The 22223-nt window shown below is 63.9% G+C and carries 22 protein-coding genes and 1 pseudogene; 15 read left to right on the forward strand and 8 right to left on the reverse strand.

Annotated features, from left to right (window positions below):
- Positions 1 to 232 precede the first annotated feature (232 nt).
- The 7 genes from ABHM97_RS15610 to ABHM97_RS15640 all read left to right on the forward strand — a co-directional run bounded on the left by ABHM97_RS15610 (position 233) and on the right by ABHM97_RS15640 (position 7099).
- The gene (locus ABHM97_RS15610; RefSeq protein ID WP_349471407.1) at positions 233 to 955 is read left to right on the forward strand and encodes a TetR/AcrR family transcriptional regulator; all 723 of its coding nucleotides are present in this window, start codon (positions 233 to 235) and stop codon (positions 953 to 955) included.
- Between the two features lie 23 nt (positions 956 to 978).
- Complete coding sequence (locus ABHM97_RS15615) at positions 979 to 1770, forward strand: oxygenase MpaB family protein (protein ID WP_349471408.1); 792 nt, start codon at positions 979 to 981, stop codon at positions 1768 to 1770.
- On the forward strand, positions 1763 to 2656 hold the full coding sequence (locus ABHM97_RS15620; RefSeq protein ID WP_349471409.1) for a DUF817 domain-containing protein: 894 nt from the start codon (positions 1763 to 1765) through the stop codon (positions 2654 to 2656). The genes ABHM97_RS15615 and ABHM97_RS15620 overlap by 8 nt, the downstream gene beginning before the upstream one ends.
- 331 nt (positions 2657 to 2987) lie before the next feature.
- The gene (gene dnaK / locus ABHM97_RS15625) at positions 2988 to 4853 is read left to right on the forward strand and encodes a molecular chaperone DnaK (RefSeq protein ID WP_349471410.1); all 1866 of its coding nucleotides are present in this window, start codon (positions 2988 to 2990) and stop codon (positions 4851 to 4853) included.
- Positions 4854 to 4855: 2 nt separating this feature from the next.
- A complete protein-coding gene (locus ABHM97_RS15630) occupies positions 4856 to 5515 on the forward strand; it encodes a nucleotide exchange factor GrpE (RefSeq protein ID WP_235517783.1) in 660 nt (219 codons plus the stop codon).
- A 164-nt stretch (positions 5516 to 5679) separates the two neighbouring features.
- On the forward strand, positions 5680 to 6660 hold the full coding sequence (locus ABHM97_RS15635; RefSeq protein WP_235517782.1) for a DnaJ C-terminal domain-containing protein: 981 nt from the start codon (positions 5680 to 5682) through the stop codon (positions 6658 to 6660).
- A 10-nt stretch (positions 6661 to 6670) separates the two neighbouring features.
- On the forward strand, positions 6671 to 7099 hold the full coding sequence (locus tag ABHM97_RS15640) for a heat shock protein transcriptional repressor HspR (protein ID WP_235517781.1): 429 nt from the start codon (positions 6671 to 6673) through the stop codon (positions 7097 to 7099).
- On the opposite strand, the gene ABHM97_RS15645 is transcribed toward ABHM97_RS15640, so the two are convergent.
- A complete protein-coding gene (locus ABHM97_RS15645) occupies positions 7096 to 7494 on the reverse strand; it encodes a nuclear transport factor 2 family protein (protein WP_349471411.1) in 399 nt (132 codons plus the stop codon). The genes ABHM97_RS15640 and ABHM97_RS15645 overlap by 4 nt on opposite strands.
- 19 nt (positions 7495 to 7513) lie before the next feature.
- Positions 7514 to 7906, reverse strand: a complete 393-nt coding sequence (locus ABHM97_RS15650; RefSeq protein ID WP_235517779.1) for a hypothetical protein — start codon at positions 7904 to 7906, stop codon at positions 7514 to 7516.
- A gap of 256 nt (positions 7907 to 8162) precedes the next feature.
- Here ABHM97_RS15650 and ABHM97_RS15655 point away from each other — a divergent pair, with 256 nt between their 5' ends.
- Positions 8163 to 8465 (forward strand): DUF3040 domain-containing protein, encoded by a 303-nt coding sequence (locus tag ABHM97_RS15655; RefSeq protein WP_257369463.1) that lies wholly within the window; start codon positions 8163 to 8165, stop codon positions 8463 to 8465.
- A 28-nt stretch (positions 8466 to 8493) separates the two neighbouring features.
- On the opposite strand, the gene ABHM97_RS15660 is transcribed toward ABHM97_RS15655, so the two are convergent.
- The 3 genes from ABHM97_RS15660 to ABHM97_RS15670 all read right to left on the reverse strand — a co-directional run bounded on the left by ABHM97_RS15660 (position 8494) and on the right by ABHM97_RS15670 (position 10330).
- Positions 8494 to 8916, reverse strand: coding sequence for a hypothetical protein (locus ABHM97_RS15660; protein ID WP_257369464.1), 423 nt, complete (start codon positions 8914 to 8916; stop codon positions 8494 to 8496).
- Between the two features lie 87 nt (positions 8917 to 9003).
- Positions 9004 to 9654 carry a CG0192-related protein gene (locus ABHM97_RS15665; RefSeq protein ID WP_349471412.1) on the reverse strand — a complete coding sequence of 217 codons (651 nt, stop codon included), beginning with the start codon at positions 9652 to 9654 and terminating at the stop codon, positions 9004 to 9006.
- Positions 9655 to 9664: 10 nt separating this feature from the next.
- On the reverse strand, positions 9665 to 10330 hold the full coding sequence (locus ABHM97_RS15670; protein ID WP_235517775.1) for a TetR/AcrR family transcriptional regulator: 666 nt from the start codon (positions 10328 to 10330) through the stop codon (positions 9665 to 9667).
- A gap of 82 nt (positions 10331 to 10412) precedes the next feature.
- On the opposite strand from ABHM97_RS15670, the gene ABHM97_RS15675 reads away from it, so the two are divergent.
- The 6 genes and pseudogenes from ABHM97_RS15675 (at position 10413) to ABHM97_RS15700 (ending at position 16848) form a co-directional block, all read left to right on the forward strand.
- Positions 10413 to 11471, forward strand: a complete 1059-nt coding sequence (locus ABHM97_RS15675) for an agmatine deiminase family protein (RefSeq protein WP_235517774.1) — start codon at positions 10413 to 10415, stop codon at positions 11469 to 11471.
- Positions 11471 to 13167 (forward strand): annotated as a pseudogene (locus ABHM97_RS15680) (amidase). Before ABHM97_RS15675 ends, ABHM97_RS15680 begins: the two are co-directional and overlap by 1 nt.
- Positions 13168 to 13372: 205 nt before the next feature.
- Positions 13373 to 13714, forward strand: coding sequence for a hypothetical protein (locus ABHM97_RS15685; RefSeq protein WP_235517772.1), 342 nt, complete (start codon positions 13373 to 13375; stop codon positions 13712 to 13714).
- A gap of 423 nt (positions 13715 to 14137) precedes the next feature.
- Complete coding sequence (locus ABHM97_RS15690) at positions 14138 to 14938, forward strand: GNAT family N-acetyltransferase (RefSeq protein ID WP_349471413.1); 801 nt, start codon at positions 14138 to 14140, stop codon at positions 14936 to 14938.
- A 69-nt stretch (positions 14939 to 15007) separates the two neighbouring features.
- Positions 15008 to 15673, forward strand: coding sequence for a GntR family transcriptional regulator (locus tag ABHM97_RS15695; protein ID WP_349471414.1), 666 nt, complete (start codon positions 15008 to 15010; stop codon positions 15671 to 15673).
- Positions 15670 to 16848: an MFS transporter gene (locus ABHM97_RS15700; protein WP_349471415.1), complete on the forward strand. Its 1179-nt coding sequence runs from the start codon at positions 15670 to 15672 to the stop codon at positions 16846 to 16848. The genes ABHM97_RS15695 and ABHM97_RS15700 overlap by 4 nt, the downstream gene beginning before the upstream one ends.
- Before the next feature lie 8 nt (positions 16849 to 16856).
- On the opposite strand, the gene ABHM97_RS15705 is transcribed toward ABHM97_RS15700, so the two are convergent.
- Positions 16857 to 20303, reverse strand: coding sequence for a DEAD/DEAH box helicase (locus tag ABHM97_RS15705; RefSeq protein WP_349471416.1), 3447 nt, complete (start codon positions 20301 to 20303; stop codon positions 16857 to 16859).
- Between the two features lie 165 nt (positions 20304 to 20468).
- Between ABHM97_RS15705 and ABHM97_RS15710 the strand changes: the two genes are divergently transcribed.
- A complete protein-coding gene (locus ABHM97_RS15710) occupies positions 20469 to 21317 on the forward strand; it encodes a DMP19 family protein (RefSeq protein WP_349471417.1) in 849 nt (282 codons plus the stop codon).
- A gap of 24 nt (positions 21318 to 21341) precedes the next feature.
- On the opposite strand, the gene ABHM97_RS15715 is transcribed toward ABHM97_RS15710, so the two are convergent.
- Positions 21342 to 21542: a hypothetical protein gene (locus ABHM97_RS15715; protein WP_235517766.1), complete on the reverse strand. Its 201-nt coding sequence runs from the start codon at positions 21540 to 21542 to the stop codon at positions 21342 to 21344.
- Positions 21543 to 21660: 118 nt separating this feature from the next.
- Positions 21661 to 22206: a COG4315 family predicted lipoprotein gene (locus ABHM97_RS15720; protein WP_235517764.1), complete on the reverse strand. Its 546-nt coding sequence runs from the start codon at positions 22204 to 22206 to the stop codon at positions 21661 to 21663.
- Positions 22207 to 22223 lie beyond the last annotated feature (17 nt).

Genomic DNA, 22223 nt, shown 5'->3' on the forward strand with positions numbered 1-22223 from the left:
TGCAACCAACTAAGTTGCACTCAGCAACTAAGCGAGCAGAGGAAGGGCAGCGATGTGGCCAACGGGCCCTGCTCCTGTGACGACGTACATGGTGGCCTTCTTTCTCATTCTTCCAGCGGATTTCAAAACAAGAGCAGTGCTCTCTGAATTCAGAATGACGGCACTTTGTTCTTAAGTCAAGAGCAGTGCTCTTGTTTGTTGACGCCGCTCTCCTTTGTGGCAAGCTAGGGGCATGACGTCAGCTGCGACCAAGGCCAAGCCCCCAACTCCCAGAGAGCGCGCCCGCGCCCAAACCATTGCGGACATCATCCGGCTCGGCCGTGAGCACCTGGCCCTCCACGGCGCGGCGACACTGTCCCTCCGGGCGGTGGCCAGGGATCTCGGAGTCGTGTCCTCAGCCGTCTATCGCTACGTCGAGAACCGCGACGAGCTCCTCACGCTCCTGCTCATCGACGCGTACAACGAGCTCGGCGACCATGTAGACGCCGCCGTGGAGGCTGTTCCTGGCGCCGATTTCGCCGGGCAGTTCCGGGCGCTTGGCAACGCTGTCCGATCGTGGGCCCTTCGTGAACCGGCAAGCTACGCGTTGCTTTTCGGTAGCCCCGTCCCCGGCTACCAGGCGCCGGGCGAGCGCACCACCGTCCCTGGAACCCGTGTCATCGTCCGTCTCGTGGGCATCTTTGATGCCGCATACCGAGCCGGAGCCATGAACGCCGAGGTGAGTCCCGCCGTCGTCGTTCCTCCAGCCCTGGCCAAAGACCTGGCGGCCATCCGCGAGGACCTTAACCTCGCAGCTCCTGACCACTCCCTGGCGCGGGGCGTGCTGGTCTGGACGTCCGTGTTCGGGGCCGTTAGTTTCGAGGTCTTTGGGCAGTATGGTGCCGATACCTTTGCTGCCCGGGATGAGCTTTTTGAACACCAACTGAGCGTCCTCCAGGGTGTCGTGGGGCTCTAGGCCGCGAACGGTAAAGTATTCAGATGGTTCGTGGACTGGCTGACATCGGGGCGGAGGGCGTGCTCCTCGCCGGAGCGGGCCGCGCAATTCTCCTGCAGATCGCCGACCCCAGGGTTGGCCATGGCGTGGCTGAGCACAGCAACTTCGCCGAGCGCCCTATGGACCGCCTCCGTGCCACCATGACCTACGTGTACGCGGTGGTGTACGGCTCGGAAGACCAACTCAAGGCCGTCCGACGTTCCGTTAATCGTGCCCATGCCCCTGTCCGGCGCGGACCCGACTCCACCTCCAGCGGGTACAGCGCCTTCGACGCGGAGTCCCAACTCTGGGTGGTCGCCACTCTTTACGACACCGCAGTCACCGTTTACGAGCAGGTCCACGGACCGCTCGACGACGGCGATGCCGACCGGATCTACCGCGAGTATGCGCGGATCGGGACAGCCCTGCAGCTCCCGGCGGGCAGTTGGCCGGCCGACCGGGCCGCCTTTGCCGCCTACTGGGACTCCCGTGTGAGGGGACTTCAACCGGACGACAAAGCGGTCAGGGTTGCGCGGGACCTCCTCTACCCGGCAGGCGGCCCACAACTCCTGCGCCTGGCGATGCCGCTGGCCCGGTTCCTCACGGCCGGCCTGCTGCCTGATGATGTGCGTGCCGGTTTCGGGTTCGACTGGGGGCCGGCCCGAGCCCGGCGTTTCGAGCGGACCATGCGGATGGTTGGCCGTCTCTACCCTCGGCTGCCCCAGCGGATCCGGCATTGGCCGCGCGACTACTACCTGGGCCAACTCGGAGCCGCTCCGAAGGGTGGCAATGCGTAACTCCACACCTGTTGAACAGGCTATCGACAACCTCGCCCACCGGTATCTGGACGGCAGGAAGGGCAGCCGCCTGCAGTCCGGGCTCACCGAGTTCGTGGTGTTCGGGCTGAAGCAGGCCTGGGCTTGCGTGTTCGGCGCCGCCCTGCTCGCGGTGATCATCGCCGTCCGTCTTTGGTACCCAGAAAACGCCGCTCTCGCCCGGAACGACTTCCTCACCCTTGCCGCCGTCGTCATCCAGGTCCTAATGATCACGTTCAGGCTGGAGACGCTCCGGGAGCTGCGGGTCATCCTGTTGTTCCATGTGGTGGGAACGGTCATGGAGCTGTTCAAGACCGATGTGGGCTCGTGGGCCTATGAGGCCGAGGGCGTCCTTCGGATCGGTGCGGTCCCGTTGTTCAGTGGCTTCATGTACGCGGCAGTGGGCTCTTATATGGTGCGCGTTTTCCGCTTGTTCGACCTTCGCTTCGACAGGTATCCCCGCCGGTGGATCACGGCTCTGGTTGCTGGGGCGATCTACGTGAACTTCTTCTCGCACCACTACATCGTTGACCTGCGCTGGGTGCTGCTGGCCGCCGTCGTTCTTGTCTACGGACGGTGCGTGATGCACTTCCGGGTGTTCCGGCGTCGTTTCCGTATGCCGATCCTGGTGTCCTTCCTGCTGGTGGCGCTGTTCATCTGGTTCGCCGAGAACATCGGCACGTGGTCCCGTGCGTGGCTTTATCCGAACCAGCTGAACGGCTGGCAGGCCGTCTCGATCGACAAGCTCCTGGCGTGGTTCCTGCTGATGATCATCTCGGTGGTGCTGGTGGCGTGGGTGTACAAACCCGAGCCGCTTGGCGGTGCCGCTGACGCTACCCAAGCGGCTGACGCCACCCAAACGGTTTGACGCCACCCACATTCAGTCGTGACACCCAAATATGGGCGTCGCCACTCCGGCTGAGTGGCACAGTGGATTTTGCGCGTCGTGAGGCTTTGCTGGCAGTTCACCGAGGGCGAAACAGCCCTTCTGGCGCGGGATTCCGGGGATTTTCCTCAGCCTGAAAGTAAAGTTGAGTGCACTCGACTCAACTTTGGATTGACATCTTTCTGAGCCTGAGTACAGTTGAGTGCAGAACGCTCAACTAGCCGATTGTTGAGCAAGCTCCCGGCACAGGAACCGCCCAGCGGACCGATGCCGGACGCAATCTCCAACATCGGCCATTGAAAGGAAACAAGATATGTCACGTGCAGTAGGTATCGACCTCGGAACAACCAACTCCGTGGTCTCTGTTCTCGAAGGTGGCGAGCCCACCGTCATCGCCAACGCTGAAGGCGGCCGCACCACGCCGTCCGTCGTTGCGTTCTCCAAGTCCGGTGAAGTCCTGGTCGGCGAAATCGCCAAGCGCCAGGCCGTCAACAACATCGACCGCACCATCGCTTCCGTCAAGCGCCACATGGGCACCGACTGGACCGTCGCAATCGATGACAAGAAGTACACGCCGCAGGAAATCTCCGCGCGTATCCTCATGAAGCTCAAGAACGACGCCGAGAGCTACTTGGGCGAAAAGGTCACCGACGCTGTGATCACCGTTCCGGCCTACTTCAACGACGCCGAGCGCCAGTCCACCAAGGAAGCCGGCGAAATTGCAGGCCTCAACGTCCTCCGCATCGTCAACGAGCCCACCGCGGCTGCACTGGCATACGGCCTGGACAAGGGCAAGGAAGACGAACTCATCCTGGTCTTCGACCTCGGTGGCGGAACCTTCGACGTTTCCCTCCTGGAAGTTGGCAAGGACGAAGACAACTTCTCCACCATCCAGGTCCGCGCAACCGCCGGTGACAACCGGCTCGGTGGCGACGACTGGGACAACCGCGTAGTCGAGTGGCTCCTGGGCCAGCTCAAGGTCAAGGGCATCGACCTCTCCAAGGACAAGATCGCCCTGCAGCGTCTGCGTGAAGCTGCGGAGCAGGCCAAGAAGGAACTGTCCTCCTCCACCAGCACCAACATCTCCCTCCAGTACCTCGCCGTCACCCCCGACGGCCCGGTCCACCTGGACGAGCAGCTGACCCGTGCCAAGTTCCAGGACCTCACCAAGGACCTGCTGGACCGCACCAAGAAGCCGTTCAACGACGTCATCGCAGAAGCCGGCATCAAGGTTTCCGACATCGACCACATTGTGCTCGTCGGTGGCTCCACCCGTATGCCTGCTGTCTCCGAGCTCGTGAAGGAACTCGCCGGCGGCAAGGAGCCCAACAAGGGCGTCAACCCGGATGAAGTTGTAGCCGTCGGTGCTGCACTCCAGGCCGGTGTCCTGAAGGGTGAGCGCAAGGACGTCCTCCTCATCGACGTCACCCCGCTGTCCCTGGGCATCGAAACCAAGGGTGGCGTCATGACGCACCTGATCGAGCGCAACACCGCTATCCCCACCAAGCGTTCGGAAACCTTCACCACCGCTGACGACAACCAGCCGTCCGTGGCCATCCAGGTCTTCCAGGGCGAGCGTGAATTTACCCGCGACAACAAGCCGCTGGGCACGTTCGAACTGACCGGCATCGCTCCGGCGCCGCGTGGTGTTCCGCAGGTCGAGGTCACCTTCGACATCGACGCCAACGGTATTGTCCACGTGTCCGCCAAGGACAAGGGCACCGGCAAGGAACAGTCCATGACCATCACCGGTGGCACTGCACTGTCCAAGGACGACATTGACCGCATGGTCCGTGAAGCCGAGGAGCACGCAGCAGAGGACAAGGCTCGCCGCGAAGCTACGGACACCCGTAACTCCGCTGAGCAGCTCGCCTACTCCGTGGACAAGCTGATCGCCGACAACGACGACAAGCTGCCTGAAGAGGTCAAGACCGAGGTCAAGGCCGACGTCGACGCCCTCAAGTCCGCGCTGGAAGGCACCGACGACGCCGCCGTCAAGACTGCGTTTGAGAAGCTGCAGGCTTCCCAGACCAAGCTGGGCGAAGCCATCTACTCGCAGGCCTCCGCTGCTGATGCTCCGGGTGCCGGTGCAGAAGGTGCACCTGCCGGCGAGCAGGGTTCGGCTGACGAGGACATCGTCGACGCCGAGATCATCGACGAAGACGAAGCGAAGAAGTAGCCATGCCTCATCACGGCAACGAAGCAGAGCACTCTGAAGGCAACGAGCCGCGCAAGCCGGTGATCCGGGACAACCGCAAGGTTGACCCGGAGACCGGGGCGGCCCGCCACCCTGAGGGCGAGGCCGCGGCTCCTGCCGAAGGCAACGCTGCTCCCACGGACGGTGACGCCCTCTCCCAGGCTGAGGAAATCCTCAACGGGGTAGAGGTGCCGGCTGCAGAGTCGGTAGCCTCCGGTGCCGCAGCTGAAGCCCAGGCAGCCGAACTCCGCAACGACCTCCTCCGCCTTCAGGCTGAGTACGTCAACTACCGCAAGCGCGTTGAACGAGACCGGGCCGTAGCGGGAGAGATGGCCGTCATCGGCGTCCTGAACTCCCTCCTGCCGGTACTGGACGACATCGACGCTGCACGCCAGCACGGTGACCTCGAAGACGGCCCCTTCGCCGCCATCGCCGCCAAGCTGGAGACCGCGCTGAAGACGTACGGACTGGAGCGAATCGCGGAAACGGGTGTCGAATTCGACCCCACCGTCCACGAAGCACTCATTCAGCAGCCCGGCGAGGACATCCAGGTGGATACGGTCAGCCAGGTCCTGCGCTCCGGATACCGCTCGGGTGAGCGGGTCCTGCGTGCAGCACAGGTGATCGTCGCGGTTCCCGCATAAGGTGAGTTGACCGCAGCGCGAAGTGGAATATGGGCCCCGGGAGTGGCATCGGGCCTGCCGGAGCGTGGCGGCTCAAGTCCGTTAGGACTGAGCCGCCGCGCGTAGGGGCGGGGGCCCATATTCCGCGTAGCGCAACGTAACGACAGATTTGAAAGGAAACGCTCTTGGCCAGCCAGGACTGGGTTGAAAAGGATTTTTACGCGATCCTTGGTGTTGCCAAGGACGCGTCCGACGCGGATATCAAGAAGGCGTACCGCAAGCTTGCCCGCCAGTACCACCCGGACACCAACGCCGGGGATGCTGCCGCGGAGAAGAAGTTCAAAGACATTTCCGAGGCCTACTCGGTGTTGTCGAGTCCTGAGGACCGGCAGCAGTACGACGCCATCCGTGCCATGGGCGGCGGTGCCAGGTTCGCCCCGGGCGCCGGCGGCCGGGGCGGTGCGGGAGGCAATGGCGGGTTCGAGGACCTGTTTGGTGGCCTGTTCGGCGGCGGACCGGGTGCCCGCCAGCCCCAAGGCGGCGGTATTCCTCCGGAGTTCGCCGACCTGTTCGGTGGCGGATTCGGCGGGGCCGGGCAGACCGGCTTCCAGCGGGCGCCTCAAAAAGGTTCGGACCGCACCGCCACCACGACCATCTCGTTCGCCGGCTCCATCAAGGGCACCACGGTGAGCCTGCGTGAGAGTAACGGCAACGTCATCGACGTGAAGATTCCCGCCGGCATCAAAGATGGCCAGAAGGTCCGCCAGCGGGGCAAGGGCAATGTTGGTCCGGCCGGCAACGGCGACCTCATCATCACTGTCAACGTGAAGCCGCACGACTTCTTCCAACGCGACGGCAACAACATCCGTATCCACGTGCCCGTCACGTTCGCGGAAGCCGCGCTTGGCGCCACCATAGAGGTTCCCACGCTCGACGGCGACACGGTCAAAGTGCGCGTCCCGGCGGGCACGCCCTCGGGCCGCACCCTGAGGGTCAAGGGCCGTGGCGTGAAGACGTCCAAGGCCACAGGCGACCTGCTGGTGACCATCGACGTCGCGGTTCCGCAGAACCTCAACAAAGAAGCGGAGGAAGCCGTGAAGGCTTTCGCTGCGGCCACCACCGACGCCGATCCCCGTCACGACCTGGCCGCAAAGGCCCGGTTGTAAGGAGGCGGTGATGGGCATCGACGTCAACCAGCCGATCTTCGTCATCTCCGTTGCTGCGGAGCTTGCCGACATGCATCCGCAGACGTTGCGCCAGTACGACCGGCTGGGCATCGTCTCGCCCAGCCGTGCGCCGGGCAAGTCCCGCCGCTACTCGCAGAACGACGTCAACAAACTGCGGGAGGTCCAGCGCCTCTCGCAGTCCGGCGTCTCACTTGAAGGCATCAAGCGCATACTAGACCTCGAAAACCAGGTTGCTGCCCTGCAATACCGGGTAGCTGAACTGACAGAGGAACTGACCCGCCGTCGCGCGACAGGGGACGCCCGCATCTTCGCGGCGGGAGCTGCAGGCGACGTCGTCTCGCTGGCACGTGGCCAGCGTCCCCGGGCGCGCTCCCAAGCCGTTGTGGTCTGGAGGCCGCGGCAGGGTGAAAGCCGCTAGGCGGTCACCGTGTCGGCATGCCGGTGGGCCACTTTCCATTCCCCACCCTCACGGCGGTAGACCTGGGTGGCTCGGAGGACATACTGACGTGGCTCGCCGTTGATTGAAGCCGAGGTGTGCTCCAATCCGGCGGTGTAGGCCATGTCTCCTATGACGTCGTAGGCCTGAAGGTCGAAGCTGTACGAGAGGCAGTCAGAGAAACTCTCCGCCAGCGCAGCAAAGAGCTCGTCCAACTCCTGCTGGCCGTGGGCGTTACGGAACGCGCCGAGCACGCTGACGGGCTCATTCCGTGACCAGATGGCCCGACGTGGAGAAGCATCGCCGTTATGGAGGGCAAGTTCCGCTTGATAAAGGGTGGACCTGACCCATTCAAGGAATTCTTCGGTCCCGCTCATGCCTCCAGTATGCGCCTGTCTAGCGCTGCCGGTCCCAGCTGACCACAACGAGTACAGCCCCGTTATCGGTGCGTTCCACCTTGGTGACGATCTGCTGTTCAGCTGCACCCATGGCCCTGATCTGCTGCCGATAGTCCTCGATATGCGCCTGCAAGGACTCTTCTGTCCATTCGCCCGGCCGCATCCGGGTCGAAATCTCGACTGGTTCCTCGCGGACCAGGATCTCCTCGGGCTCGCTGGGCGGGGCAGGTTCCGGCGTCCGCGCTGGGGGCACCAGCATGCGGAAGGCGAAAACTCCGCCCGCCACGCCTGCAACAAGGCCGGCCGCGATGAGCCAGAGCGTTCGCCGGGGTCCGCGGCCCGCGGGGGTGGTTTTCTGAAGCGCCGTGTTCTTTGCAGTTTTGTGTGCCATGGGAATTCAACTTTCCTGTCGGCGATCTTTGTCCGTGCTCGTGGCGCAATGGGCCCGCAGCTCCAGCGTATGCATATTCAGGGGCTGGAGGAACCCGCGGCAGGTGGAACCACAGCAAGAACCTGTCCCAGGGAACCTGTGGCACACGCACCGAAACGGGCAGATAATGATGGCATGGCACGGCAAGCAGCGCACGTGCTGATGGCCTGAGCATCGACGCATTTTCGCGGACCTGCTCGTGTGGTGAGGAACTCCGGTGTCGTTGTCGGAAGAAGAACGCAGGAGCTTGGAGGAGCTGGAACGGGATCTTGCTGCAACGGATCCCGAACTCGCCTCGCAGCTGACGTCGGGCCGCCCGCGAGGAGAAATGGCCCGCATCATTCTGGGGAGCCTGGCTGTCCTTGCCGGGTTCGTGATGGTGATCGCGGGGATCATGACCCAGCTGGTGTTCCTGGGCGTAATGGGTTTCCTGCTTGCCAGCGCAGGAGCCTACTGGCTTTTCGCCAGGGCACCCCTTCGGCGGCGGATCCAACGGCACGACGGCGAAGCCGCACCCTAGTCGGCGCTCCTGCCGCTTGTTGGGCTGCTTAGGGAGCCGGGGGCACGGGCGGCTTGATGGGCTCAGCCGGTCGCTTGGCCGGCTCGGGTTCGCCCGGAGGCACCATGGCGCGCCACGCCAGTACGGCTGCCGCACCGACAACAGCTGCGGCCAGCGCCACCAACAAACCACCACGACGGGAGCGCCGCTGCGGGGCTTTCCGGCTCAGTGCCTGGGTGGCCCGCTTAACGGCACGCGCGGCAGTGCGTTGGGCTTCCTTGGCCGTCTTCCTGTTGCCGGTCAGGGTGAGCATCACGCCGTGGACAACGGACGGGACATCGGCGTGGTTGATCCGGGACAACGCCCATCCAACCACTGCCTCGGTTTGCGCGGATGTGCCTTCGGCAGCATGGCCTACCCATTCGCGGGCCAGGTCCTGTGCAGCGGGAATGATGTTCTGTGCTTTGTTCATGGTGCGCCCCTAACGGAGTAGATGGCTTCGTGTGCCAGCCTACGCTGGAGTCCCCTGGGCCAAAAGATGCCAGACCCGGTTCCCGGGCTAGTCGCGGACCACGGCCGCCAGCTCCACCGGGTTCTCCAGGCCGGCCCACGTGCCGCTGAGGGTCAGCTCACCATGCAACTCAGGGGCAGCAGCAGAGTTCGCGGAAACATCGGCGGCCACATCCAGGACCCTGGCTACTTTCAGCTTCAACCCACCCGCATCAATAATCGTCACGCCACTGCCCGATACCGGCGCCGAGGCACTCAGGGTGGGTACGCCGTCGTCGAGCTGTCCGCTGCCCTTGACGGTAACGGTGCTGGGGCGCGGTTCGGGCTCACCGTCGACGAACTGCTCAGCTTCCCGCTGGCCTGTCAGGATCGCGGTTGCGAGGGCCTTGACGTAGATGGGGTCGGCGCAGGCGTCGTACACCCAGCGCTTGCCCAGGACCGAGTGCTCCATGGTTCCGATCAGCCAGTCCTCGGCACCTGCGAGCTCGTAACCGCGGTAGCTGAGGGGGACCTGGTAGATGCGCTCACCAGCAGTGACCACATGGGTTTCGAGGCCCACTTCGCCTGCGGGATCGTCAAAGCGGTAGGCGCCAATGAGCTCCGGCGCGCCGTCCTGGATGAACCAAGGTTGGTTCGGCAGGTAATCAGCGATGAGTTCGAGCTTGGACGGGGACAGGGTTGCCTTGTGAATGATCGCCATGGTCTCCAGCCTAGGGCAGGGGACTGCGGTCCCTGGCACCCTGCACCGATGGCTGGCGCACGAGCGACCCGGTAGCGGCGCCCACCATTCCCTCCACTGCGCGGGCCAGGTGGCTGCCGCGGTCGTTGACGCCGTCCCAGCGGACCAAGGCCTGCGCGTTCAGGCCGTCCACCATGCCCAGGATCTGCCAGGCGACGGCGGCAGCATCGGAAACGTTGAATGCTCCGGATGCGTTCCCGTCCTCAACCACTCCTTGGAAAACCTTCTGCCAGGCGTCCATTTGCTCACGGACGGATGCGGCGAGGGCTTCGTTGCGGCGCCCGAGCGTCCATGCTTCAACCCAGATGGCCGTGACATCGAGCCTGCTGTTGTCCAAGAGCGTGTCCACCAGCAGGCTGAGCCGCTCGGAGGGCCCGGGGAGTCGGCTCAACAGGGCTGCGATTTCCTGTGTTTCCGCAGCCACGATGGTGGCAAACGTGTTGGAAACGAGTGCGTCCATGTTGGGCTGATAGTGCGCCACCAGGCCCGAGGCGACTCCAACCCGGGCAGCCACATTGCGCAGCGTCAGGGCGGTAAGGCCCGTCTCGAGTGCGATCTGGCGGGCGGCTTCCGTGATTTCTGTGGCGCGTTCTGCCGGCGACTTCCGGACCGCGCGCTTCTGTGGAGTGCTTGACATCAAGGACCAGTCTAGATTACCTTTTCAACATTATTGATCGTGCGATCAACAAGACAATGAAATGCAGACGAAGGAGTCACCCATGGCTTGGAAAATGCCAGCCGAAACCGCGCCACATGAACGCACCTGGATGGCTTTTCCGCGCCCCGGACTGACCCTCGGCGACGACGCCGCCTCCGCTGAAGAGGCCTACGCGGCCTGGACCGCCGTCGCGCATGCCGTGGCAGAATTCGAACCCGTCACCATGGTGGTTGACCCGAGCGAGCGCCAGCGCGCTGCGCGCATGCTGGGCAGCGGCATCGAGCAGCTCGAGGCCCCGTTGGATGAGTTCTGGATGCGCGACGTCGGACCCACCTTTGTGCTGGATGACGAACGTCCCGGCGTGCTTGGCGCCGTGGACTGGATCTTCAACGGTTGGGGTGCGCCCGCATGGTCCGAATGGCAGAAGAGCGCAGGCATGGGACGCTTCGTCGCGGAACAGTCGGGCGCTGAACTGGTCAGCTCGCTGTTGGTCAACGAGGGCGGTGCCATCCACGTGGACGGCGAAGGAACCGTGCTGGTCACCGAGACGGTGCAGCTGGATCCGGGTCGGAACCCCTTCGCGGACAAGGCCGCAGTTGAGGCAGAACTCGCCCGGACCATCGGTGCCACCAAGGTCATTTGGGTTCCCCGCGGGCTGACCCGCGACTACGAGGACCTGGGCACGCGCGGCCACATCGACATGGTTGCCACCTTGCCCACGCCCGGCCGTATCCTGCTGCATTCCCAGACCAACCCGGAGCACCCGGACCACGACGTCAGCCGCACGCTCCAGGCATTCCTTGAGACTCAGACGGACGCGGCGGGCAAGCCCTTCGAGATTGTCCCTCTGCCGGCCCCGGCAACGCTCCGCGACGACGACGGCTTTGTGGACTGGAGCTACGTCAACCACCTGGTGGTCAACGGCGGCGTGATCGCCTGCGGTTACGGCGAAGAGCGTGCCGACTCCCTTGCAGCTGAAATCCTGGCCGAAGCTTACCCGGGCCGCCGCGTCGTCACCGTGGACGCCCGGCCCATTCTGGCCCGCGGCGGCGGCATCCACTGCATCACCCAGCAGCAGCCGCGTCTCAACGGAACACCCATCGCCGGGGGTGCAGCGTAGTGGCCAGCTTCGACGTCGTTGAAGCCTCCATTGCGCAACTGCGCGGGGCACTTGAATCGGGTGAGGTGACCAGCGAGGAACTGACCCAGGCATACCTTGACCGCATCGAGGCCTACGACCACAACGGCATCAAACTCAACGCCTTGGTGGTCATGAATCCCGATGCGTTGGCAGATGCCCGGGCATCGGACAAACGCCGAAGCCAGGGCGCGGTGAGGGGCCCCTTGGACGGCATCCCGTACACGGCCAAGGACAGTTACCTGGCCAAGGGCCTCACTGCCGCCGCCGGGTCGCCTGCCTTTGAGAATCTGGTGGCGCAGCGCGATGCGTTCACCATCGAACGGCTTAGGGATGCCGGTGCGGTGCTGATCGGCCTGACCAACATGCCGCCCATGGCCAACGGCGGCATGCAGCGTGGCGTGTACGGACGCGCCGAAAGTCCCTACAACGCGGACTTCCTGACGGCAGCGTTCGGTTCCGGTTCATCCAACGGCTCCGGCACCGCGACAGCGGCCAGCTTCGCGGCCTTCGGCTTGGGCGAGGAGACCTGGTCAAGTGGCCGCGCACCGGCGTCGAACAACGCTTTGTGCGCCTACACGCCCTCCCGCGGCGTTATCTCGGTGCGCGGCAACTGGCCGCTGGTCCCCACAATGGACGTCGTGGTGCCGCACACCCGCACCATGGCCGACATGCTTGAGCTTCTGGACGTGATCGTGGCCGACGACGCTGAGACGCGCGGTGACTTCTGGCGCGCACAACCGTGGGTTGAGGTTCCGAAATCGTCCGAGGTCCGGCCGGAGTCCTACGTGGCGCTCGGTTCGGAAACGCTCGACGGCGGGCGGTCGGCCTTGCGGGGCAAGCGCTTCGGCGTGCCACGCATGTACATCAACGCAGACCCTGACGCCGGAACCAGCGAGCAGCCGGGGATCGGCGGGCCTACCGGGCAGCGCATTGAGACACGCGCTTCCGTGATTGACCTCTGGGAAGCTGCGAAGCGGGACCTGGAAGCTGCCGGCGCTGACGTTGTACTGGTGGACTTCCCCGTGGTCTCCAACTACGAAGGCGACCGGCCCGGTGCGCCCACCATCGCCACCCGCGGCCTGGTCAGCTCCGAGTACCTCAAACGTGAAATCGAGGACCTTTCGGCCTGGGCGTGGGACGACTTCCTGCAGGCCAACGGCGATCCCGCCCTCAACAGGCTTGCCAATGTGGATGGCGAGGCCATCTTCCCCCACCCAAAGGGCGCCCTCGCGGACCGCTACACCGGATTCGACGACCACATCGCCGGCTATCCCCGGCAGGTCCGCGAGTACGGTGTCTCCCACTTCACCGAGATCCCCGAGCTGCAAGCCGGAGTTCGCGGCTTGGAGGAGACCCGGCGCATTGATCTGGAGGACTGGATGGACGAGCTCGGACTGGACCCGACGTCGGACCTGCCGACATGGACATTAACCCGGCATCGGCGGATCTCGGTTGGCGCAACGGAGTGTGGGTATCCAACGGCAACCTCGTCCCGAGACACCTGGGCATCCCGACGGTCACCGTGCCGATGGGAACCATGGCGGACATCGGGATGCCCGTAGGCCTCACCTTCGCAGGGCGCGCCTACGACGACACGGCACTGTTGGCACTGGCCGCCGCCTTCGAAGCAACGGGTTCGCGCCGCACGGCTCCACCCCGGACGCCGGCTCTGTAGGGGATTCGCGGCCGGCCCTGCGCTCCTGCCCGGTTACTTCCGTGCTGTCATCGTAATTTTGCGGTGACTCCCGCGCGTCGGGCATCGTTTTGCGCCTGCTGGGGGAGGTAACTGGGAAGGAACGCGGGCAAGCGGCCTTTCCCCGATGCGTGAGGGGGCCGCTGCTCTGATTACAATCAAAGGGACGTCGACCACTGAGGGAATCATGAAGAAACTCACCACTGTCCTGATCGCTGCCGGGCTCATCGCCTCGGCATCCGCCTGCGCCGCCCAGCCGCAGCTGACTACAGCAGAAACCTGTGACCGGGTTGGCGTCGCCGCAGCCGGCATCCCGAGCAACCAAAGCAAGACCGCCACGACCCGCGTTGCCAACGCCATCCGACCCCTCGAAGCGGTGTCTTCCACCGAGATGAAGCCTGTGGTGACCGCAATCCTGGAGTTTATGGATGAGCAGTCCAAGGAAAGCCCGGACGAGGCCAAACTGGCCGAACTTGGTCAGGCCTACCAGGAAGCCGGCACCAAATACGGCGAGCTCTGCCGCGGCTAATGACGCCCGCACGCTGAACACGCTGAGCTGAACGCTTTGAGCTGAACTCACTGAAGGGGACCGGTTGAAGAACCGGTCCCCTTCGTGTTCCCCCAACGCTCTCTCACATCCCACCCCTTTCGCCCTGACGCTCTCTCACGTCCCGCCTGTTTTGGCCTGACGCTCTCTCACGTCCCGCCTGTTTTGGCCTGACGCTCTCTCACGTTCCGCCCGTTTGGACCTGACGCTCTCTCACGTCCCGCCCGTTTCGCCCTGACGCTCTCTCACATCCCACCCCTTTCGCCCTGACGCTCTCTCACGTTCCGCCTGTTTTGGCCTGACGCTCTCTCGTTCTCTTAACCAAAGTGGGGACTGTGGGACTGTCGGAATAACGGTGGATCCGGGATGTGAGGGAGGGTTTGGGGGGTGGAGTAGGCTCGCGGGATGACGGATTCCGATACCAAAGCCCGGCTTCTCGCTGCCTACGATGAACAACTCCGCACCGATGCCGAGACTCCAAGCGCTGTGGCGGTCAAGGAACTTGGCCCGCTCCGGTTGGTGACCTTCAGAGGTGGTCGTGGCTTCATCACGTACCAGGATCTGGCTGGCTCGGACGAGGAAGGTATCCGCAGCTTGGTGGAAGCGGCCGTTTCCTACTTCGAGGGCCAGCCGGAGATCACCAGGATCGAGTGGAAAACCCGCGGACATGACCATGCTCCCGGGCTCCACGAAGCCCTGACATCCCGGGGCTTCACCGCGGATGAGCCCGAATCGATCATGATCGGTGATGCCAGGGCACTCAACGTCGATGTCCCTTTGCCCAATGGCGTGACGTTGCGCGGGGTGTGGGAGGAATCGGATGTGCGGGCCATGAGTGCCATGCAGGACGAAGTATTCGGCGATCCTGTTTCGGATGAGATGGCGGATGCCCTGCTTCATCGGCTCTCACTGAACGACGGAATGGAACTCTGGGTTGCAGAAGCTGACGGCATTGTTGTGAGCGCCGGGCGGTTGGAACCCGTGGAAGGGACCGACTTTGCCGGGATCTGGGGTGGAGCCACCCGGCCGGAGTGGCGGGGCCGCGGGATCTACCGGGCCCTGACAGCCCGCCGCGCCCAGGCGGCTTTGGCCAACGGAAAAACACTCATTAACAGCGATTCAACCGAGTACTCCCGCCCCATTCTGGAACGCTCTGGCCTGCTCAAGGTGTCGACGACGACGCCGTACCGCTGGGCGCGTGGCTGACTAATTGCGCCCCCAAGACAGAGTGTGTATAGATGTATACAAGTACACCTTCTCTTTTGGCGGCCCTGAATGTCTGATCCACAACCCCGCAACACGGGGGCACATTTTGTCTACCTCGAGCTCAAGCGGCAAATCCTTGATCTCGAACTCAAGCCGGGATCCCGCGTTTATGAACCCGCGATGGCAACCGCGCTGGGGGTGAGCCGAACCCCACTGCGTGAAGCCATCCGCCGCCTGATCTCCGAGAGCCTCTTGGAACAGCAAGCCACAGGAGGTGTCCTGGTCCCGGCCCTCGATGCGAAAGTCATCGCCGAGCTGTACGACGTACGCGCCGCGCTGGAGTCCTTAATGGCTCGCGAAGCCTGTGCCCGGGCCACGGACCAGGACATCGAGAACCTTGAGGGAATCCTTGAGCGCAATGCAGCGATGGTGGGATTCGCGGACGAAGCCATGAAGTACGGCGTGACCCTCCACGCCACCATCGCCTCGATCGCGGGAAACTCGTGGGCCCAGCGTTTCCACCAGCAGATCGGAAGCCAGGTTGAGCGCTACCGGTACTTCACCAACAACTCGGCGGAGCGGCGTGAGGAAGCCCTGGCAAACCACCGCTTGCTCGTCGCGGCGCTCGCTGGCAAAGACGCGGACCGTGCAGCGAAGATCGCGTTCGACCACGTTATTGGCGCCCGTGACGAGACACTTCGGATGATCTCCCACAAAGGAATCGACGCCGAATGATCGGCGAACTCGGACGGCGCTCGTCCACCGCCCTCCTGGTCCACTCGGCCCTCATCCAGGCAGTGACATTCCTGGTCCGGCCGGCCGCCACATACAGGGCCCTTGAGCTCGAGGTCCCTGCGTTTGCCCTGGGTGTCCTCGCGGCCAGTTACGCCGTCTTTCCCTTGCTGCTCGCCTTGCCCATCGGCGGACTGGTGGACCGTCTGGGTGAGCGAAAGCTCATGGCGATCGGGTCCGCCGTCGTCCTTTCATGTTCTGCGTTTTTGCTCTTTTGGGGGACCTCGGTTGCTGCTCTCGTGGCAGGAACGGCGCTTCTTGGTGCGGGGCAATTGGCATGCGTGGTGGGGCAGCAGGCGGTGGTCGCGAACAACGCTGCTGCGTCCCGACTCGACTCGGCCTTTGGTTACCTGACTTTTGCTGCGTCCTTGGGCCAGGCATTGGGTCCGTTGGCGATCTCACTGGTGGGCGGCGCATCAGTCCGGCCCAATACGCAGGCGATTTTCACCCTGTCGGTGGCGATGAGCCTGGTGATGTTCCTGACCACGTTTGTCATTTCGGGAAAGGTGAGCAGGCGCAGGGGCAAAGCCAAGTCGCAGGACGCACCCAAGGGCGGTGCGGTGGCGCTGCTGAAAACGCCGGGCGTCGTCCGCGCGTTGGCCACCAGCGCCACCGTCCTGGCAGTAGTGGACCTGACCGTTGTCTACCTTCCCGCGCTCGGCGCCGAACGCGGCCTGACCGCAGCTACGGTGGGCCTGATGCTGACGGTCCGGGCAGTGTTCTCGATGGTTTCGCGCATTGGGCTGGGCAACATGTCCCGCAAACTTGGTCGGATGAAGCTGCTGGTGCTCAGCTTGGCGGTATCAACGGTGGCGCTTGCCGTGGCCGCGATTCCCATGCCCGTGTGGCTGCTCTTCGTGGTCATGGCCTTCCTGGGCCTGGGGCTCGGAATTGGCCAGCCCCTGACCATGTCCTGGCTTTCGGCCCAAGCTCCGGAAGGGCAGCGCGGACGGGCACTGGCTTTGAGGCTGGCCGGAAACAGGGTGGGCCAAGTGGTCCTGCCCAGTGCCATCGGCGTGGTTGCTGTCGGCCTTGGTGCAGCGGGGGTGTTCCTGGCGTCCGCCGTGGCTGTTGGCGGAACCATGCTGCTGCTTCGCGGGGTGCGGCTGGACGACTGACCGGGAGATCACTCCGCGAACAGCGCCGCCAGGTCCTCCGCCGTCAACGAACCACCGGCCAGGGCGTCACCTTCCATCACATCCGCGAACAGCTGCGATTTCTTGGCTTTCAAGGCCATGACCTTTTCCTCGATGGTGTCTTTCGCAACCAGCCTGTAGACCATGACGTTGCGGGCCTGGCCGATGCGGTGGGTCCGGTCCACGGCCTGGGCCTCGGATGCCGGGTTCCACCACGGATCCAACAGGAAAACGTAGTCCGCCTCGGTGAGGTTGAGCCCAAATCCGCCGGCCTTCAACGAGATCAGGAACACCGGGGCCGAGCCGTTCTTGAACTCGCTGACCACGTCTCCGCGGTTCCTGGTAGAGCCGTCGAGGTAGCAGTACTCAATGCCCTCGGCGTCCATGCGGTCGCGGACCTTGCCGAGGAAACCCGTGAACTGGCTGAAGATCAGCGTCCGGTGGCCTTCGGAGATGATGTCTTCCAGTTGTTCGAACAACACATCCAGTTTGGACGACCGCACGGCAGACAATGAAGAGTCCACCAAGGACGCGTCCAGGCTCAGCTGCCGCAGCAACGTCAGCGACTGGAAAATCGTGAAGCGGTTCTTGTTCACGTCATCGATCAGTCCCAGGATTTTCTGCCGCTCCCGCTGTAGGTGCGTCTGGTAGACCTTCTGGTGGCGCGGATTCAGCACCACTTCGAGGATTTGCTCCTGCTTGGGCGGCAGGTCCTTGATGACCTGCTCTTTGGTGCGGCGCATCATGAGAGGACGCACACGACGGCGGAGCTTACCCAGCTGCGCGGAGTCACCGTTCTTCTCAACCGGCTTTTGGTAGTTCTCCGCGAACCGTTTGGGGCTGGGGAACAGCCCCGGCGCCACGATCGAGGTCAGCGCCCAGAACTCCATGAGGTTGTTCTCCAAGGGCGTGCCGGTGATGGCCAGTTTGAACCGGGCCGGCAGCTTGCGTGCGCACTGGTACGCCTTGGATTGGTGGTTCTTCACGAACTGCGCCTCGTCCAGCATCAGCCCGGCCCACTGGAACGACGCGTAGGCATCGTAGTCAATGCGGAACAGCGCATAGGAGGTAATCACGACGTCGGCACCCGCCAACGCGTCCACGGGTGACAGTCCGCTCTTGGCAAAGGTCTCACCGACGGTCCGCACCACAAGGTCCGGAGCAAACCGCTGCGCCTCCAGGGCCCAGTTGCTCACCACACTGGTGGGCGCGACCACCAGGAACGGTGCACGGGGAGTCACGTCCGCTGACGGCCCTTGGACGGCAGTCGCGGTCTCCGCCGCCAGCTCCTTGGCCGCGCACATCAACGCGATGGCCTGCACGGTTTTACCCAGGCCCATGTCGTCAGCGAGCACGCCGCCGAGGCTGTGCTTGTAGAGGAAGCTCAGCCAGTTGAATCCCTCGAGCTGATACGGACGCAGCTCAGCGTTAAGGCTGGCCGGCAGCGGCAGTCCGGTCACGCCGTCGTCGAGCAGTCCACCGACGGCTTCGCGCCACGCGGCGGCTTGCTCGTCAACGATCCCGAGCTGTGCCAGCTCGTCCCAGAGCCCGGCTTGGAAGCGGCTGATCTGCAGGGTGCCGTCCTTGTTGTCCGGGTTGTCCTGCAGGGAGCGTGCCTCGTCGATCAGGGCACGCAGCTGATGGAGCTCGGGCAGGTCGAGCGAGAAGTAGGCGCCGCTGGGCAGCAACATGCGGCTCATGCCCGCGGCCAGGGCCGAGAACACCGCGGCAAAGGACACCGGTTCGCCTTCGAGCGTGATCACGATGCCGAGGTCGAACCAGTCGCCGCTGGCAGTCTCCTTCGTGGAAATCGAAACGACGGGAGCTTCGGCTGCTTCACGGTAGTCGGCAATGTCACCGGAGGTTTCCACCACGACGTCGGGCAGTTCCTTCAGCGCGGGCAGCACCTCCTCGGTGAATGCCAGGGTGTCCAAACCGCTGAGCTCGGCAGAGGCCGCGAGCCGCGGAGCGCCCCAGCCGCCAGTGGAGGACTCGGCCAGCGCAGATACAACGTCCCAGGGCCGCCCCAGCGACTCCAGGATCCGGGCTTCCTCCGCGTCATCCCTGTAGCCGCGGTCCTCCGGGTGCCGCCACAAAGGCTGTGCAGTGACCAGCGTGCCGGATTTGTAGTGCCATTCCCAGTGCAGCCGGACCTTGTGGTCGTTGCCGTAGTTGGCCAGCAGCGACAGCGTGGGGACCGCCAGCGTAGGCAGCTCCACAGATTCGTCCGCGGCCTGGACCGGTGTGGACTGCCGCAGCTTCGGGTAGAACGAGGTCAGGAAGCGGCTCTCATCCTCGGCAGGAATCTGAAGCGTTTGGCCATCCGTGACGAACTCCAGGAGTTCCTCGGTGACACCGCCCTCAATGGGAGCCAAGGTGATCAGGTTATTCTGCTGCGGGACACCGGGCAGGGAATCGCCCGAATGTGTGAAGAAAATGCCGTTGGCTGGCTTGCCCAGGAAGCCCACGGACGCGGCGTCAACAGGCTCCCCGCCCACGGTCACTGACGGCGCGAGCTGCAGGCCGCCGTCGTGCGTTGTTTCGGTTCCGTCCGCGTCCAAGCGCGCCAAACTCAGGCCGACGACGGCGGGTTGCGTCTCGACGCGGACGGGCTCGCTCCCAGCCGAGTGGATGAGTGGGATACCGGCTTTGGCGGCGTCGGAAAGGAGGGTCCACAGGTTCTTGGCAGCGAAGTCGTTCAGGCTCAGCCACATGGCGCCCGACGGTTGCTGGCGGCCGTTGCTGGAACCGTGGGCGGCGAGGAAAGTCTGCAGCCATTCGACGTGGATCTCGTTGAATTCGCGCCGGAAACTGATGTAGCTGAGGTTGTTCCAGGAGACGTCGCCGCGGATCCATTTGCCTTTCGCGCCCATCATGACGGGGCGGGCCTTGAGCTGGCGGACGCTGCGCATGGGGTCGCGTCGGCCTGTGTAGGAGAAGTGCGCGGCGGGCTCTTCCACCTCGAACTGGAGCGCGAGCTGAATGCCTGCCGCGCTCGGAGCAGTGCCTGGCTTCGTGATCAGCCTGTTGAGGGCTTGCTCCCAAGCCGGACGGGCGGTGCCGCCCTGCTGACCCGAGCCCAGGCGCGATGTCTGGATGCCGGGTGCCTGGGAAAGGAGCTGCGCGCGGATGGTGGGGTGATCCTCAGCCGTGAACAACAACGCTGCGACGTGCTTGCAATCCTTGCGGACCGGGCAGCTGCAGATACCCACAGTGCAGCTCCAGCCGCTGGGCTTACGGACCAGTTTTGCCGACGTCGAATAGGGCTGGGGGCCGTTTCCGCGGACCTTGCCGAGGAGGAGCCCCGTAGCCGCGTCGAAAGAAATCCCGCTCACTCGGCTGCCCATGGCATACGCCAATCCGGCCGCTAGGGAGCGGTCGTTGATGGCAGGAGTCTGAATGGCCAGTTCCCAGGTTTCGTCTGTGTGGGACGGCATGCGTCGGGCTACTTTCGGCAGGAGGTTATCTGCTCAATCTTAGTCAGCAGAAAACGGCTCCCAAACTTCGCCCTCCGTTAACCTCAACCTCGATTGCGGCGCAGCTCCCACGCGTACGTTGAAAGAGTCCGGAGCACCATCAGCTTTCAGCAGTGAGGATTCCCCATGACTACCAACGAGTACCCCGTCGTCCTGAACAAGGCCAGCTTCGAAGCAGGCAATGCGGATGTTGTGGATTCCAACGTCAACGTCGTGAACGAGATGTACCAGGAACTCCTGAACAGTGACGAAATCGCCACCGCTGCACTCAACAGCTATTTCGTGGACTTCTACCTGACCCAGGCACTGGCCGGCGGTTTCGCCCAGTACGTCTTCACCGCACCGGAACGTGAAGAAGTGGACGGGTACGTCCGGGCAGGACTTTCGGAAATGGGCGCGGTCCGCCACCTGGATTTGTTCAACCGGACCGCGGCCGCCTTCGATGCACTGACCGAGGACGAAGCTGAGGCCTACCTCGACGGGGAGCTTGACGAGTCCGAAGCACCGATCCCCGCTGTTGCGCTCCTGGATGAGCTGGACGGCGAGTTCGAAGCCCTCCTTGAAGAGGAAGACATCATCGACCTCAACGCCACCTACCTCCGTGACCAGTCCGAACTGCTGGTCCTCACTGAAGAGGACATCGAGGCACACATCGCCGAGCGGGTCGCGCAGGTTCCTGACCTTGCCGAGCGCCAGGCTGAAGCCGAGGAAGAAGCCCTCACCAACGCCCCCGAGTTCGAGATCATCATCCGCGAGCTGTGCGACGTGGCTGGCTACGCCCTGGAAAAGATCACCATGGGCGACCCCAACTACCAGCACGACGGCGTCACCACCCTCGCCTGGCACTTCTCCACCGACCACGGCGACTACATCATGGTGGAGGACGACGACGAGGCCTTCATGATCCACCCCGAGACGAAGGAAATCATCGCGGCCGTGGAGTTCGAGGAGTCCGACGAGTTCGCTGACGCATAGCCCGCTGGCCGGCTGGGTTTTGGGTTAGCTGGAGGGCCTTCGTTTCAGTTGGATGAAGCCCCAGATGATCGTCGCTTGCCAGAAGGCGAGTAAGCCGACCCAGATCCAGTCGAGGCCACCGTTCGTGGCGTTCATTACCATCGCAGTGAAACCCAGGGCCCAGGCCACTTCCTGCACGACGAGGAACGCCGGGCTGGGCGGATTCTTGGTGCCGTTTTGTGCCATCTTCCCTCCCCAATGAGTAGCCTGCAGTCTAACGGACCCCGAATTCGCTGGAACGGTGCGAGATCGCGGGTAGGCTCCGGCGATCTCGCACGATTCCCCGGGTTTCGGCGCACCAAACTCAGTAACCGGAGGCCGCGGCACCCTTGACCATGTCACCCGTGGGGCTCACCAGGTACCAGACACTACCAACGCCTTGGCCGGTCACATCGCCTGGGGCCTTGTCCTTGGCGTAGTAGTAGAGCGGCATGCCGTTGAGGGTTACCTGCTTCTTGCCGTCCGGCGAGTTGATGGTTCCCACCTTGCCCGTGACGCCTTCAACGGCGGGTGCGTCCGACGTCGTGGTGAAGATCGGCCACGCAGTCAAGCAAGCGTCGACGCAGGCGCTCTTACCTGAGTCCTTAACGTCCTTGGTGAAGAAGTAGAGGCTCATCCCTTTGCTGTCCACCACGATCTGGCCGGCACTGGACGAGGCGGTTTTCATCTCCGCAGCCGCGGAGGTGGCCATGGAGGAGGCGGACGCTGATCCCGAGGAGGCGGACGACGGCGCCGCGGACGAAGCAGGCGGGGGAGCGGACGACGTGCTGGTTCCTGGACTTCCGCCACACCCCGCCAGTGCAGCGCTCAACAGCAACGCTCCGATTCCAAGGCTGAGTCGTGTTGTCATCTCTAGCTCCTTTGCTC

The sequence above is a fragment of the Paenarthrobacter sp. CAP02 genome, assembly GCF_040137855.1.
GTDB lineage: Bacteria > Actinomycetota > Actinomycetes > Actinomycetales > Micrococcaceae > Arthrobacter.

Excerpts from the sequence above, each read along its gene's own strand:
- ABHM97_RS15640 (WP_235517781.1), top strand. The coding sequence starts at position 6,671 with ATGGGCATCGACGTCAACCAGCCGATCTTCGTCATCTCCGTTGCTGCG.
- ABHM97_RS15630 (WP_235517783.1), top strand. The coding sequence starts at position 4,856 with ATGCCTCATCACGGCAACGAAGCAGAGCACTCTGAAGGCAACGAGCCG.
- ABHM97_RS15710 (WP_349471417.1), top strand. The coding sequence starts at position 20,469 with ATGACTACCAACGAGTACCCCGTCGTCCTGAACAAGGCCAGCTTCGAA.
- ABHM97_RS15720 (WP_235517764.1), bottom strand. The coding sequence starts at position 22,206 with ATGACAACACGACTCAGCCTTGGAATCGGAGCGTTGCTGTTGAGCGCT.
- ABHM97_RS15690 (WP_349471413.1), top strand. The coding sequence starts at position 14,138 with ATGACGGATTCCGATACCAAAGCCCGGCTTCTCGCTGCCTACGATGAA.
- ABHM97_RS15615 (WP_349471408.1), top strand. The coding sequence starts at position 979 with ATGGTTCGTGGACTGGCTGACATCGGGGCGGAGGGCGTGCTCCTCGCC.
- ABHM97_RS15620 (WP_349471409.1), top strand. The coding sequence starts at position 1,763 with ATGCGTAACTCCACACCTGTTGAACAGGCTATCGACAACCTCGCCCAC.
- ABHM97_RS15675 (WP_235517774.1), top strand. The coding sequence starts at position 10,413 with ATGGCTTGGAAAATGCCAGCCGAAACCGCGCCACATGAACGCACCTGG.
- ABHM97_RS15685 (WP_235517772.1), top strand. The coding sequence starts at position 13,373 with ATGAAGAAACTCACCACTGTCCTGATCGCTGCCGGGCTCATCGCCTCG.
- ABHM97_RS15610 (WP_349471407.1), top strand. The coding sequence starts at position 233 with ATGACGTCAGCTGCGACCAAGGCCAAGCCCCCAACTCCCAGAGAGCGC.
- dnaK (WP_349471410.1), top strand. The coding sequence starts at position 2,988 with ATGTCACGTGCAGTAGGTATCGACCTCGGAACAACCAACTCCGTGGTC.
- ABHM97_RS15670 (WP_235517775.1), bottom strand. The coding sequence starts at position 10,330 with ATGTCAAGCACTCCACAGAAGCGCGCGGTCCGGAAGTCGCCGGCAGAA.
- ABHM97_RS15705 (WP_349471416.1), bottom strand. The coding sequence starts at position 20,303 with ATGCCGTCCCACACAGACGAAACCTGGGAACTGGCCATTCAGACTCCT.
- ABHM97_RS15665 (WP_349471412.1), bottom strand. The coding sequence starts at position 9,654 with ATGGCGATCATTCACAAGGCAACCCTGTCCCCGTCCAAGCTCGAACTC.
- ABHM97_RS15700 (WP_349471415.1), top strand. The coding sequence starts at position 15,670 with ATGATCGGCGAACTCGGACGGCGCTCGTCCACCGCCCTCCTGGTCCAC.
- ABHM97_RS15715 (WP_235517766.1), bottom strand. The coding sequence starts at position 21,542 with ATGGCACAAAACGGCACCAAGAATCCGCCCAGCCCGGCGTTCCTCGTC.
- ABHM97_RS15660 (WP_257369464.1), bottom strand. The coding sequence starts at position 8,916 with ATGAACAAAGCACAGAACATCATTCCCGCTGCACAGGACCTGGCCCGC.
- ABHM97_RS15645 (WP_349471411.1), bottom strand. The coding sequence starts at position 7,494 with ATGAGCGGGACCGAAGAATTCCTTGAATGGGTCAGGTCCACCCTTTAT.
- ABHM97_RS15695 (WP_349471414.1), top strand. The coding sequence starts at position 15,008 with ATGTCTGATCCACAACCCCGCAACACGGGGGCACATTTTGTCTACCTC.
- ABHM97_RS15650 (WP_235517779.1), bottom strand. The coding sequence starts at position 7,906 with ATGGCACACAAAACTGCAAAGAACACGGCGCTTCAGAAAACCACCCCC.